The organism is Paraburkholderia sp. 32, assembly GCF_050435345.1.
Classification (GTDB): Bacteria; Pseudomonadota; Gammaproteobacteria; order Burkholderiales; family Burkholderiaceae; genus Paraburkholderia; species Paraburkholderia tuberum.
Window position 1 is genome coordinate 555565 of the sequence record NZ_JBNDKD010000002.1, and the last position, 11782, is coordinate 567346.

Below are 11782 nucleotides of genomic sequence, written 5' to 3' on the forward strand. Positions count from 1 at the left end.
GAATCGTGGACGGCCATACGTGAGGTCATGCCTCATCGCTCGGATCCACCAGTTCAATCCGGAACTGCCACCCTTCGAACGCCATTAACATCGCCCCAAAATCGGACCAGTCGACCCGCCTGCCATCAATGACCACACATGGCAGCCGGTAGTTCTCGTTGCCGTCCCACTCGATTCGTCCACGAACCGTCGTTTCGGCTACCACGAGATGGCCTGCATCCTCGACCAGGTGTTTGACTGCCAGGGCACGCTTCATCTTCTGGAGCAGGTCGCCCAACAGCTCAAACGGGTCCGACCGCGGATCACCGAGAAGCTGGAAACGGAAGCCTGCGCGGTCCTCGTCACCCGAAGCGAGCTCGAACGCCTCCAGTGAAAGCTGGTCACCGAACAGCAGGCTACGGAAATGGAACTCGTGTACGACGCCATCAGCATCGGGCAGACGCACGGACGTGAACTCCGGATGTTCGAAGGCTTGAACGTCCGCCAGATACGCCATCTCAGTGTTAAAACAGCGGCTACAGAGCAACCGGAAGCCGCCATCCGGCGAAGCAACGCTGACAACGTCGTGCGGTGGGGTGACTGTTCCGCACCGGACACAGGTGTTACCGGTCATCAACGCTCCTCTTCGGCTCCTGATGGATTCGACGGTAATTTTCGCACCTTTCCCGGCACGGTGTTGTTCGCCGACGGGCGCCCTCTCCTGCCGTCTGGTGCTCAAGCAATCAGGTCAGTATCCCGCGGTTTTTGGGCGCGACGACGGCTCGTTCGTGGTGTCGTTCCGAGATATCCCAGAGGCGATCACCAAAGGCGCACGCTTGAGGAAGCGCGCGTCATGGCTGCAGACGCGCTGTTGATGTATTTGGAGAACAAGCAGACCGTTCCCACTCCATCGGAACCGAAGGTAGGAGAAGAAATGACCACCCGACCCGTCAGCGCGTTACCAAAGGTGCTGCTGCCCAACGAGATGATCGCGCAAGAGGTGACGCAGTCGGAGCTGGCGCGACGACTCAACACCCGACCGCAGGACGTCAATCGGATCGTCGACTTGGCCCACACGCCGAAGTTCGACATCGTCGCGGCAGCACTCAGGGCGCCTCAGTTGCGCGACACGCCAGACCCTTGCCCCTCGCCGCGCTGTTCAGCAGGCAGCAGACAATCGTCTCGTGCTGAATGCACTGCAAGCCGCGCTGCGCACGCTCCAGCAACATAGCGGCATTACCTGCCACGCAGAGGGCGAGGTGTTTCCTCGAGCCGGAAATTCACCTGGTGTCGTCTGCCGTCGAGCTGGTGACGAGCGACGTCGTTTCCGTCCCACCGCCGCCCGGGCTTGAAAAGACCATCGACCTCGAAGAGGACGGGCAGCCGAGCGACGAAGCTAGGGTTCTGCACGCATTGCATGTCGCCCGGTACGTGCTCTCGATACACAGCGATTTGGGAGGCGTGTTCGACTACGAAGAGCACATTCTCAATTTAAAGCTGCAGACCGATCTGCTGACGGACGCCATGAAGATGATGGGCATAGAAATGTCGAAGCCACTGCACGCGCCGAAACCGCGAGGCGCCCCCGTTACTATCTTCACTCCTCGACAATCGAGGATTTGGCCAGCTAGGCCCGGCATGATTCTCGCCCCCAGTCGCAGTCATGATCCGGGGGGTGTTGTCACCGGGCCTGGTGGGTGGCTGGTGATCGCTAATAGGGGCTCGGCCAGGATATCTTGAGGCCGTCCGTAACGTGGATGCCGAGACTTGCCACCGATGTTGCAGGCCAAACCGTTCAACCTGCAAAGCCTTCGATGCAAGAAAACCAACAACATAGCTCTGTCGATGTATTCGTCGGCGTCGATGTCGGCAAAGGCCACCATCACGCCGTCGCCCTCGATCGGACCGGAAAGCGCCTGTACAACAAGGCACTGCCCAACGATGAGGCCAAGCTGCGCGCCGTCATCACCGAACTCAAGACGCACGGCCAGCTCCTGTTCGTCGTCGATCAGCCCGCCACCGTCGGTGCATTGCCCCTGGCAGTCGCCCGTGATGAAGGAGTCCTGGTCGCGTATCTACCGGGTCTGGCTATGCGCCGCATCGCTGACCTGCACGCAGGGGAAGCCAAGACCGATGCTCGCGATGCCGCCATCATTGCTGAAGCCGCGCGCTCGATGCCACATGCGCTGCGCTCACTTCGACTGGTTGACGAACCGCTCGCCGAACTCACCATGCTGTGCGGCTTCGACGACGATCTCGCGGCACAGATCACGCAGACCAGCAACCGCATTCGAGGTTTGCTCACCCAGATCCATCCAGCGCTGGAACGCGTTCTGGGGCCGCGCCTCGACCATCCGGCCGTGCTCGATCTGCTTGAGCGGTATCCATCGCCCGCAGAACTTGCCGCGACCAGCGAGAAAACGCTTGCCAACCGCCTCACCAAACTCGCGCCTCGCATGGGCAAGAGCCTCGCGGCCGAGATCGTTCAGGCGCTCCGCGAACAGGCTGTGATCGTGCCCGGTACTCAGGCAGCAACCATCGTCATGCCGCGTCTTGCACAGCAACTCGCGTCCTTGCGCAAGCAGCGCGATGAGGTTGCCAGCGAAGTCGAGCGTCTGGTGCAAGCACACCCTCTTTGGCCGGTCCTGACCAGCATGCCGGGAGTCGGCGTCAGGACTGCCGCCAGACTCCTCACTGAAGTCGCTCACAAGGCGTTCGCCTCAGCCGCGCATCTGGCTGCCTACGCCGGCCTCGCCCCGGTCACCCGGCGCTCGGGCTCGTCGATACGGGGCGAACATCCATCCCGGCGGGGCAACAAGGTGCTCAAGAGAGCGCTCTTCCTCTCCGCCTTCGCAGCTCTGCGCGATCCAATCTCAAGAGACTATTACTCGCGCAAGGTCCAGCAGGGTAAGCGCCACAATCAGGCGCTCATCGCTCTGGCCCGACGACGCTGTGACGTGCTGTTCGCCATGCTGCGGGACGGCACCCTATATCAACCTAAATCCGCCCCTAATGCTTGACGAATCACATAGGGGCACCCCCCCGAGGACTACTATGACGACGCGTGAAAGCTTCTAAGAGCACCTTGCCCAGGATGGGCCCCTCCTGAAGATCCTGGCCATCGCGACCTGAGGTTCTTGTTCCCAACGTACGAACCCAGTTGACGTGTCCGCCAGTCATCGTTGGTTAGTCATACATTAAGGATTACTACATATATTCGCTAATTTCTTTTATGTCAATTGCGGTCATGGATCGGTGGGCGCCCCACACAGGCGCCCATATTTACCGCTCTACCGGCACCACTTCTGAGGCCAGGCCTCCTTCTGTCCCTGTCGTTCAGTTGCCGGTACGCCGATACCGCAACTCCCTCTGGCTGCGAATGGCGGCCACCAGCACAACGTCCAGCTCAGCCACAAAACGATACAGCGCAAGATAACCATGCGCTCCATTCGAAATGACCAGCTCGCGCATTGCGCCGGGGCCACTAACAGGCCGTCCAATTTGAGGACTCGTCTGAAGGATGTCTAACGCGCGAACGATATCGTCAATGTGTTTTGCGGCGCTCGCGGGGTTGTGTTCAAACAGGAAGTCAAAGATCCGGTCAAAATCATCGCGAACTTCAGGCGCAAGAACTATTCGCGCCATCGCTTGACCTTCGGTGTTCCCGGATCGCGCCCTGCGGCCCGCTGGCCCAGATAGTCGCGCATGTCGGCCCACTCAATCCCGAGGCCGTTCTCCAGCATGTTTGCGAGGCGATCGTTACCTTCAGTGAGGAATTCGCGACGCAGTTCTTCGCTGGTGACCCTCTCGGCAATCGCCTCCAGCATGAAGCTGTGGACTGTAGTTCCCGATTCTTCAGCAAGTCTCGAGATCCGCTCGCGGAGTTCCGGCGGAAGGCGGAGCGTGGTGGTAGACATAGAGACCTCTCATGTGTCACATCTGTGCTACATCATACTCTCTCAAGTTTGCCAGTGCACGCAGTCGTCCAAACTGAAGCGAGGGAACCAAGAAAAAAGGGTCGCATCCGCATGAGGCTTAGTCAGAACCGGACATTCACATCGTGGAGATGCGGTCGGAGTCAGGGTAGAAAGCGCGAAAATCGGCTCGCTAAACCACGTCCAAACTATGCCTGAGCTTGGCGGCGGAGCGGACTGACAGGCGCCGCCGCCGGCGAAACCGATTCAACCAGCCCAAGCTTCGCTACCATCCATCGGCGCGGCAGAACCACGAAGCTTTTTTCCCCGGGAGCTTCACTACATGCCTGGATAGTTCGGCCCACCGCCACCTTCAGGCGTGACCCAGACGATATTCTGCGTCGGGTCCTTGATGTCGCAGGTCTTGCAGTGCACGCAGTTCTGCGCATTGATCTGCAAGCGGTCTTCGTTTTGCTCGTTCTTCACGAACTCGTAGACACCCGCCGGGCAGAAGCGTGACTCCGGCCCCGCGTAGGTCTGCCAGTTCACGTTCACCGGCACCGACGGATCTTTCAGCGTCAGGTGCACCGGCTGGTTTTCTTCGTGATTGGTGTTCGAGATGAACACCGAGGACAACCGGTCGAACGTGAGCTGCCCGTCCGGTTTCGGATACGTGATCGGCTTGCACTGCGAAGCCGGCTTCAGCATCTCGTGATCGGAATGCTGATGATGCAGCGTCCACGGCACGTTGCCGCCGAGCAGCTTCTGCTCGAGACCGACCATCAGCGTGCCGAGGTAGAGACCCTTGCTCATCCACTGCTTGAAATTACGCGCGCGATACAGCTCGGTGTAGAGCCACGACGTCTTGAACGCTTCCGGGTACGTGCTCAGCTCGTCCGCCTGGCGGCCGGCCTGGACGGCGTCGAACGCGGCATCGGCGGCGAGCATGCCGGTCTTGATCGCGGCGTGCGAACCCTTGATGCGCGACGCGTTGAGAAACCCCGCGTCGTCGCCGACCAGCGCACCGCCCGGGAACACCAGCTTCGGCAACGACATCAGGCCGCCCGCGGTGATCGCGCGCGCGCCGTAGGACACGCGCTTGCCGCCTTCGAGAATCGCGCGGATCGCCGGATGCGTCTTGTAGCGCTGGAATTCCTCGAACGGCGACAGATACGGATTCGAATAGCCGAGGCCGACCACGAAGCCGACCACGACCTGGTTGTTGTCCATGTGGTAGAGGAACGAGCCGCCGTAGGTGTCGTTTTCGAGCGGCCAGCCAGCCGTATGCATCACCAGACCCGGCGTGTGCCTGGCGGGATCGATCTCCCACAGCTCCTTGATACCGATGCCGTACACCTGCGGATCGACGCCGTCGCGCAGCTTGAACTTCTCGTTCAGCTGGCGGCCGAGGTGGCCGCGCGCGCCTTCGCAGAACAGCGTGTACTTCGCGTGCAGCTCCATGCCGAGCTGGAAGTTTTCGGTCGGTTCGCCGTCCTTGCCGATGCCGAGGTTGCCGGTCGCGACGCCCTTGACCGAGCCGTCGTCGTTGTACAGCACTTCGGCCGCCGGAAAGCCCGGGAAGATCTCGACACCCAGCGCCTCGGCCTGCTGACCCAGCCAGCGCGTGACATTCGCGAGGCTGATCACGTAGTTGCCGTGGTTCCTGAAGTTACCCGGCAGCGCCCAGACCGGCACGCTCTTCGCGCCCGTTGCCGACAGAAACAGGAAACGGTCCTCGGTCACGTCGACCGTCAGCGGCGCGCCTTTTTCCTTCCAGTCCGGAATCAGTTCGTTGATCGCGCGCGGGTCCATCACGGCGCCCGACAGGATATGCGCCCCGATCTCCGAGCCTTTTTCCAGCACGCACACGCCAAGCTCGACGCCTTGTTCGGCAGCGCGCTGCTTCAGACGAATGGCGGCCGACAGGCCCGCAGGGCCGCCGCCGACGATGACGACGTCATACTCGATCGACTCGCGCGGACCGTACTGCTCTAATAAGTTGGAGTGCGTCATCATACCTGGCAAAGAAGCCGTGATTTATGATCCGAGCAAACGAAAAGCAATCCGCTTGCAGACGTCATTGTGTCCGCTGCCGACCTCTCCCTCAATCAACCGTATGGATGATTAAAAACCACGCCTTACCCGGCGATCGACAACTGACGCCGCAAAAAATATGGTGACGAAGTCGACGTGCATGTCGCGTTCTGCAACGGTCTGATTCGTCTTGATCCTTGTGACATAACTAGCAGATCCGCCCACAAGAAGCGGCGCTCGAGCAACTGAGCCGGGAACACCGCTTCAGCGACCAAACGCCTGTCGTTGCGGCCGCGATACCTCAACGTCGATCACACCACTCCCGAGATTTCTCCCTCCATCCTGGTAATTTCCCCATTGACAGCGAGAACACAATAGCTAACTATACCGTCCAGACGGTATAGTTACGAGGCTGAGCGTGCAAATCGAAGTTAGACACTCAAGTAGCATTGGAGCCGAAATGCGGCTCTTCGTCCTCCAACCGACGACCCAGGCTCCGCTTCCAGCCTATACGGCGGGCTCGCATATTGACGTTACAACGCCAAGCGGCTTGGTCAGACAATATTCCCTTTGTGGCGATCCGTCCGATCGTGCGCGTTTTTCCATACTTGTCAAAAAAGACCCCTGTTCGCGCGGGGGGTCCTTATCCATGCATCAGGTTTCGGTGGGCGACGTACTTGACATCGGTGAACCCCGCAATGCATTTGGCCTGAAAGACGATCACGGGCCCCATCTTCTGATCTCAGGAGGGGTCGGGATCACTCCATTGCTCGCGATGGCCCACGAACTCACGCGCCGAGGCGATCCGTTTATGCTTCATCACTTCGGACGACGGGAAGGCCTCAGCGATCTCCGTGCGGAACTCGGGGTCGAGTGCTTCGGGCAGAACTTTGCAGTTCAACTTGACGTCAGTCGAAATTCCGTTCCCGGTGTTCTCGACCAGGTGTTCCTCGCATCTTCAACTGCAAAACATATCTACACATGTGGCCCGTCGCCATTCATGGCAGCAGTCGAAGCCGCGGCTCGACATCATCTTCCTTCCGCTGCCGTTTATTCGGAAAAATTCCAGGGTGCCGCCTGGACTTCGAATCCTTTGGACGATTTTCAGTTAACACTTGCTCGAACCGGCCTGACGATCAATGTGAGATCGGATCAAACCTTGATACAAGCGCTCGAATCCAAAGGTGTTCTCCTCCCAACCGGCTGCCTCGAAGGCGTTTGTGGGGCCTGCGTGACGAAATTTCTGAACGGTGAGGTGGTGCATCTTGACGATGTGCTCACCGATGAAGAGCGAAACGAACAACATCTGATGTGCCCGTGCGTTTCCCGCGCCAAAGGTCATCTCACCTTGGACTTGTGAAAACGGCAGCTTCAAACTTACCACCCTAAACGATAAGCGAATTATGTCGGATAATGAAATGACTGCGATTGCGGACGAATGGCGCTCTGGATACTCGCTACCCCAACACATGTATTGTGACGATGGGATTTTCAAAAACGATGTCCAGTCCTTAGGACGCACTCAATGGCTCCTTGTGGACCACGAAAGCAGAATCCCTGAGCCTGGTAGCTATTTTACGGTCGAGTTCGGCGGCGAAAGCATTATTGTTCTCCGTGACCGGCAGGGATCTGTACGTGCCCACTTCAACGTCTGTCGTCATCGCGGCTCCAAAATTTGCCTCGAAAAAGAAGGAACTGTTAGGTCGCTGACGTGCCCCTATCATGCGTGGAGCTACGATCTCGCAGGGAATCTTAAGTCCGCGCGTTTCATGCCGCCGGATTTTCCAATGGCGGAACACGGATTGAACCCTTGTGCCGTTGGCATCTTCAAGGGATTTGTCTTCCTCAACCTGTCAAAAGATTCGCCTCCGTCGTTTGAACAGTTTGTTTCTCGGTTTAAACCTATGCTTGCTCGGTATAACCTTGAACAAACAAAGGTCGCCGCGCGCCGGGTCTTTCCAACAGCGGCAAACTGGAAACTTGTGGTCGAGAATTTCTTCGAGTGCTACCACTGCAAACCAGCGCACGCGACTTACTGCTCCGTGCACGACGACATGAAGATGTTAGCTTTCGGCGCGGGCCCGGGATCGTCCAATGGACTGGCAGACGAATACATGAAGACTTTCGCACTTTGGGAGTTAGCGGAAAAGCAGACCGGACGGCAGCCAGATATGTTCGCTGACGGCCCCTCCACCCCATTCCTCCAGTCGGCCGGGCGGCTCCCCATAGGCAGAGGCAACTTGACCGAGTCGCTCGATGGAAAACCAGTCGCGCCTCTGATCATCTCGGATGCTGAATATGATGGGGCCCAGACTGGCTGCATATTCAACCCGATCAGTGTGGTGCTCGCAAACAGCGATCACGCCATCGCATTTCGCTTTAATCCGAAAGGCCCACTTTCAACGGACGTCGAAGTTTTATGGATGGTCTCCAGCGACGCCCAGGAAGGTCCCGACTACGATCTCGAACGGATCAAAGCCGTGTGGCAAACAACAATACTTGAAGATAAGACAATTACCGAGAACAATCAGTCCGGAATCCAGTCACAAACCTACTCTCCAGGCCCCTATTCGGCGCAGGAGAGCAAAATCGCCGAGTTCGGCGCCTGGTATCACGAGCACATTCTCAGAGAAGACTAGAATTTTCCGCGTGAGTACCCTGAAGCTTGATCACGCTGTACAGGCTAACCGCTCGAATGTCGATGGCGGCCATCGCTGTCGACATAATCTTCCATAATCAGTCTGGCAAGCCGCGGCTTATCGCTGTCCGACTAACTGCACCATCACTTTGGTGCGGACGCGATGAAGAAAAATGGAAGCGACGACTGGACGAACACACCTTGCGAGTCGTCAGCGCGTTCCGAAACCAGCTAATACCATACTGCCATGCACGATTACCGCGGCCTCAGGACGGCGACGGAAGCACGCCAGGCGCAGTGCCTCCGTGACCGGTTCAACCATGATGTTCGGCTGCATCGCCAGCCCACCGTGCGCGGGTTGAACGGTCGATGACGGCCACGAACTGTACCCAGCCTTTGTTGTCATCAGAAAGTAACATCGCTCCTCCTGCCTCGCCCCTGGACGAAGTCGTCGTGGCTCACACATGGCGAACCGGAAAGCCCCGTGAGGGTATCGACGCCCGCCATGTTTCAAGCTTAAGCGTTAGTCAGCACGTTAAGTTCGCAGTCGACTCGACTATTTGAACATGTGGAAAAGCCTTTGTGATATAAATCCCCCGCGAATCATTCGGCATACTTCCGAGCGGCAATCAACGGGACACCACCAGATGCGACCCAACAATCGAGACTCAATACTGCGCGCAGCCGAAACTCTTGTCTTGCAGCGAGGAGCGGCGGCTCTGACGCTCGAGGAGGTAGCAGCGACTGCAAACATGAGCAAGGGTGGACTGCTCTACCATTTCAAGACAAAAGACCAACTCGTTCACGAACTCCTTGAGTTTGCATTCGCAAACTTCGAGGCTGCGGTTGATAGAATGGCGGAACAAGACAGGACGCCGGGAGGGTGGCTCAGGGCGTACGTCCGTGCGACATTCGAAACTGACCCAACAACGGAGGCGGAAAGTCTTGCTTCGGCGGCGCTCGTCGTCGCCTATTTCGGCCGAGACGCGTCTGTCCGGAAGCTATACGAAGACGCCCTCTCTCGTTGGAGCAATCGAGCAAAAAACGATGGCATCGACCGAGCAACTGCCGATGTCATTCGCATGGCAACTGATGGCCTGTGGCTCGCAGACGCGCTCGGCGTTTCCGGGTTCAGTAAAATCCGGAAGCGCGCTTTCGTGAGCAGGCTGCTCATGCTGGTCGATTGACGCATCAAAACGGACTCATCGAAAAATCAGCCGATTGACGGATTTTTTGTCAGGGGTACTCTGCGGCACGATGGCCATATCGTCGAGTCATAGCGGAGTTACCCGTGCTTTCGAATCAACAAGCTGCCGACCTTCTTTTCCTACATCAAGGAGAAGTAGAGGGCGAGGCCTTCTTCAATACCATGTTGGCGCAAGCTGAAGACCTCGACGAAAGATACAAACTCGCGATCATCCTTCAGGTCGAGAATGAGACGAAAGCCCGCCTGCGCTCGTGCCTGACTGCACACCAGATTTATCTGCCCGACCCCAGCGAGGCGATTTTAGAGGGCCGGCGCAAGGCTGCGCATTTAAAGACGCAGCCATGGTCCGAGCTCATATCCTGTTTCCGAAGCGACGTTTTGTATTACCGGGATATCTATCACGAAATCGCGCATCGTGGGGCGCTGACAGCCATGTGCGCACTCGCTGCAGCAGTCGCTCATGAGGACGCTTTATTATCATTTTGTACTATGGAACTCGCGGGCCTTGGGCATAAATCAGTGGAGCAGCTTCTGACATACCTGCGATTCGCGCCTACGCGCCGCTGAATATGTATCGCATCGCGCTGATTGCGCTGGATACGAGTCCATGCCGTGTAGGCATGCTGGTCGAAGGCGCGGCACACGACCTCGGAGCGTGTGCACGCGTCTATGGCGTGCGACTAACGTGCAATAGGTGAAGCGCTATCGGATGTCCTCTTATATGGGGAGCAGACTGCGCTAAACAGTACTCGCGAATCTTCCGGTCAATGGCGGCGCCCTGGAATCGTTGGTTGTTCCGCACAGACCAAATGCTCAAATAAATTGAACTAGTTTATCGCGAGTGGTCAGACGGACACTTTCTGAGTTCGCACTGTGGACCGCACTAACTCACGACGTCAACCGGCTCCGCATCGGATCATATGGTGCCTGAGACAAAACGGTGCCAGCGACCTTCCCGCTTTCGTCCGCAAGACCGATCTCCACCTCGGTGCCTTCCACTGCGAGCGCGGTCGGAAGGTATGCAAAAGCAAAGGTCTTCCCGAGATGAAAACCGGGATCACCCGAGGTCACCACCGCAACCTCCTCTCCGTTGTGGAATACCTTTTCACCGTGTAGGATTGGATTGATCGACCCTGTGTCGATCAACCGCAGCTGACTTGAGACACCCGTCGAGGCTAACAGATCGAGCGAGGAGCGTCCGACAAAATCCCGGTCGTCAAACCTGACCGTCCAGCCCAATCCGGCTGACAGGGGGTCGGTGTTCTCATTGATATCAAGGCCATACAGCAAATACGACTTCTCGATGCGCAGCGAACGCATCGTTTTCATCCCACAGGGCCTGATGTCAAATTTCGTGCCTGCATCCGCGACCGCATCCCAAACATGCTCGGCGTATTCGACCGGGAAGAAAAGCTCGTAGCCGAGTTCGCCCGAGTACCCGGTACGCGAAATCATTGCCTCCGGCACCTGAGCGACACTGCCCGTCTTAAACGAAAAGTACTTGAGCGCGTCGCGCGAAACGTCGGCGTCGGTCAACTCAGACAACAATTCGCGGGAGTTGGGCCCCTGTATCGAAAGATAGGCGTTTGAGTAACCAAGGTTAGTTACCGTCACACTTAATGAACCGATGAGTCGGCTGACCGCCTCGACGACTGCGTAAACCCTTGACGGAGTCGGCGAGAGCCAAAACTTGTTGCCGTCAAACCGGAAGCAGGTCAAGTCATCAACGATCCCACCCTTCTCATTGCAAACGGAGCTGTATATCACGCCGCCGTCGCGCATCCGCCTGACGTCATTGACCAGTGCTCTCTCCAGCAATTTCTCTGCATCCTTGCCTTTTACCTCCACGCCAACCTGATAGTAGACATCGAACATGCCGACCCGCTCGCGCACGGCCGTGTTCTCGTCCGCGACGGACGAGAAGAAATTCGGCGTGGCGAATCCGCCACGATCCTGCAGCTTCGCTCCAGCCGCAACCAACTTGTGATAATACGGTGTGTGTTTAAGCAT

12 protein-coding genes are annotated in these 11782 nt (G+C 57.8%); 7 read left to right on the top strand and 5 right to left on the bottom strand.

Features of this window, described 5'->3' with window-relative positions:
* Window positions 1–25: 25 nt before the first annotated feature.
* The gene (locus OKW26_RS17915; RefSeq protein ID WP_429354594.1) at window positions 26–613 is read right to left on the bottom strand and encodes a DUF7713 domain-containing protein; all 588 of its coding nucleotides are present in this window, start codon (window positions 611–613) and stop codon (window positions 26–28) included.
* A 219-nt stretch (window positions 614–832) separates the two neighbouring features.
* Here OKW26_RS17915 and OKW26_RS17920 point away from each other — a divergent pair, with 219 nt between their 5' ends.
* From OKW26_RS17920 to OKW26_RS17930, 3 genes are all read left to right on the top strand, one after another.
* Window positions 833–1210 carry a hypothetical protein gene (locus OKW26_RS17920; RefSeq protein ID WP_429354595.1) on the top strand — a complete coding sequence of 126 codons (378 nt, stop codon included), beginning with the start codon at window positions 833–835 and terminating at the stop codon, window positions 1208–1210.
* Window positions 1211–1266: 56 nt separating this feature from the next.
* Window positions 1267–1719 carry a hypothetical protein gene (locus OKW26_RS17925; protein WP_429354596.1) on the top strand — a complete coding sequence of 151 codons (453 nt, stop codon included), beginning with the start codon at window positions 1267–1269 and terminating at the stop codon, window positions 1717–1719.
* Between the two features lie 74 nt (window positions 1720–1793).
* Window positions 1794–2999: an IS110 family transposase gene (locus tag OKW26_RS17930; RefSeq protein ID WP_429353388.1), complete on the top strand. Its 1206-nt coding sequence runs from the start codon at window positions 1794–1796 to the stop codon at window positions 2997–2999.
* A gap of 316 nt (window positions 3000–3315) precedes the next feature.
* Here OKW26_RS17930 and OKW26_RS17935 read toward each other — a convergent pair whose 3' ends face one another.
* The 3 genes from OKW26_RS17935 to OKW26_RS17945 all read right to left on the bottom strand — a co-directional run bounded on the left by OKW26_RS17935 (window position 3316) and on the right by OKW26_RS17945 (window position 5906).
* The gene (locus OKW26_RS17935) at window positions 3316–3624 is read right to left on the bottom strand and encodes a type II toxin-antitoxin system RelE/ParE family toxin (protein ID WP_187639667.1); all 309 of its coding nucleotides are present in this window, start codon (window positions 3622–3624) and stop codon (window positions 3316–3318) included.
* Window positions 3612–3896 carry a CopG family ribbon-helix-helix protein gene (locus OKW26_RS17940; protein WP_429354597.1) on the bottom strand — a complete coding sequence of 95 codons (285 nt, stop codon included), beginning with the start codon at window positions 3894–3896 and terminating at the stop codon, window positions 3612–3614. Before OKW26_RS17940 ends, OKW26_RS17935 begins: the two co-directional genes overlap by 13 nt.
* A 336-nt stretch (window positions 3897–4232) precedes the next feature.
* Window positions 4233–5906, bottom strand: coding sequence for an electron transfer flavoprotein-ubiquinone oxidoreductase (locus OKW26_RS17945; protein WP_429354598.1), 1674 nt, complete (start codon window positions 5904–5906; stop codon window positions 4233–4235).
* Window positions 5907–6345: 439 nt separating this feature from the next.
* Between OKW26_RS17945 and OKW26_RS17950 the strand changes: the two genes are divergently transcribed.
* The 4 genes from OKW26_RS17950 (at window position 6346) to OKW26_RS17965 (ending at window position 10339) form a co-directional block, all read left to right on the top strand.
* The gene (locus OKW26_RS17950; protein ID WP_429354599.1) at window positions 6346–7287 is read left to right on the top strand and encodes a PDR/VanB family oxidoreductase; all 942 of its coding nucleotides are present in this window, start codon (window positions 6346–6348) and stop codon (window positions 7285–7287) included.
* Window positions 7288–7345: 58 nt separating this feature from the next.
* The gene (locus OKW26_RS17955) at window positions 7346–8566 is read left to right on the top strand and encodes an aromatic ring-hydroxylating oxygenase subunit alpha (protein ID WP_429354600.1); all 1221 of its coding nucleotides are present in this window, start codon (window positions 7346–7348) and stop codon (window positions 8564–8566) included.
* A 646-nt stretch (window positions 8567–9212) separates the two neighbouring features.
* Entirely contained in the window at window positions 9213–9752 is a 540-nt protein-coding gene (locus OKW26_RS17960; RefSeq protein ID WP_429354601.1) for a TetR/AcrR family transcriptional regulator, read from the top strand.
* A 104-nt stretch (window positions 9753–9856) separates the two neighbouring features.
* Window positions 9857–10339, top strand: a complete 483-nt coding sequence (locus OKW26_RS17965; RefSeq protein WP_429354602.1) for a hypothetical protein — start codon at window positions 9857–9859, stop codon at window positions 10337–10339.
* A 321-nt stretch (window positions 10340–10660) separates the two neighbouring features.
* Here the strand turns inward: OKW26_RS17965 and OKW26_RS17970 are convergent, their stop codons facing one another.
* A complete protein-coding gene (locus OKW26_RS17970; protein ID WP_429354603.1) occupies window positions 10661–11782 on the bottom strand; it encodes an aminomethyltransferase family protein in 1122 nt (373 codons plus the stop codon).

Bases quoted from the DNA above. Each gene is read 5' to 3' on its own strand.
- OKW26_RS17920 (WP_429354595.1), top strand. From the start codon at position 833: ATGGCTGCAGACGCGCTGTTGATGTATTTGGAGAACAAGCAGACCGTT.
- OKW26_RS17930 (WP_429353388.1), top strand. From the start codon at position 1,794: ATGCAAGAAAACCAACAACATAGCTCTGTCGATGTATTCGTCGGCGTC.
- OKW26_RS17960 (WP_429354601.1), top strand. From the start codon at position 9,213: ATGCGACCCAACAATCGAGACTCAATACTGCGCGCAGCCGAAACTCTT.
- OKW26_RS17935 (WP_187639667.1), bottom strand. From the start codon at position 3,624: ATGGCGCGAATAGTTCTTGCGCCTGAAGTTCGCGATGATTTTGACCGG.
- OKW26_RS17940 (WP_429354597.1), bottom strand. From the start codon at position 3,896: ATGTCTACCACCACGCTCCGCCTTCCGCCGGAACTCCGCGAGCGGATC.
- OKW26_RS17945 (WP_429354598.1), bottom strand. From the start codon at position 5,906: ATGACGCACTCCAACTTATTAGAGCAGTACGGTCCGCGCGAGTCGATC.
- OKW26_RS17955 (WP_429354600.1), top strand. From the start codon at position 7,346: ATGACTGCGATTGCGGACGAATGGCGCTCTGGATACTCGCTACCCCAA.
- OKW26_RS17915 (WP_429354594.1), bottom strand. From the start codon at position 613: ATGACCGGTAACACCTGTGTCCGGTGCGGAACAGTCACCCCACCGCAC.
- OKW26_RS17970 (WP_429354603.1), bottom strand. From the start codon at position 11,782: ATGCTTAAACACACACCGTATTATCACAAGTTGGTTGCGGCTGGAGCG.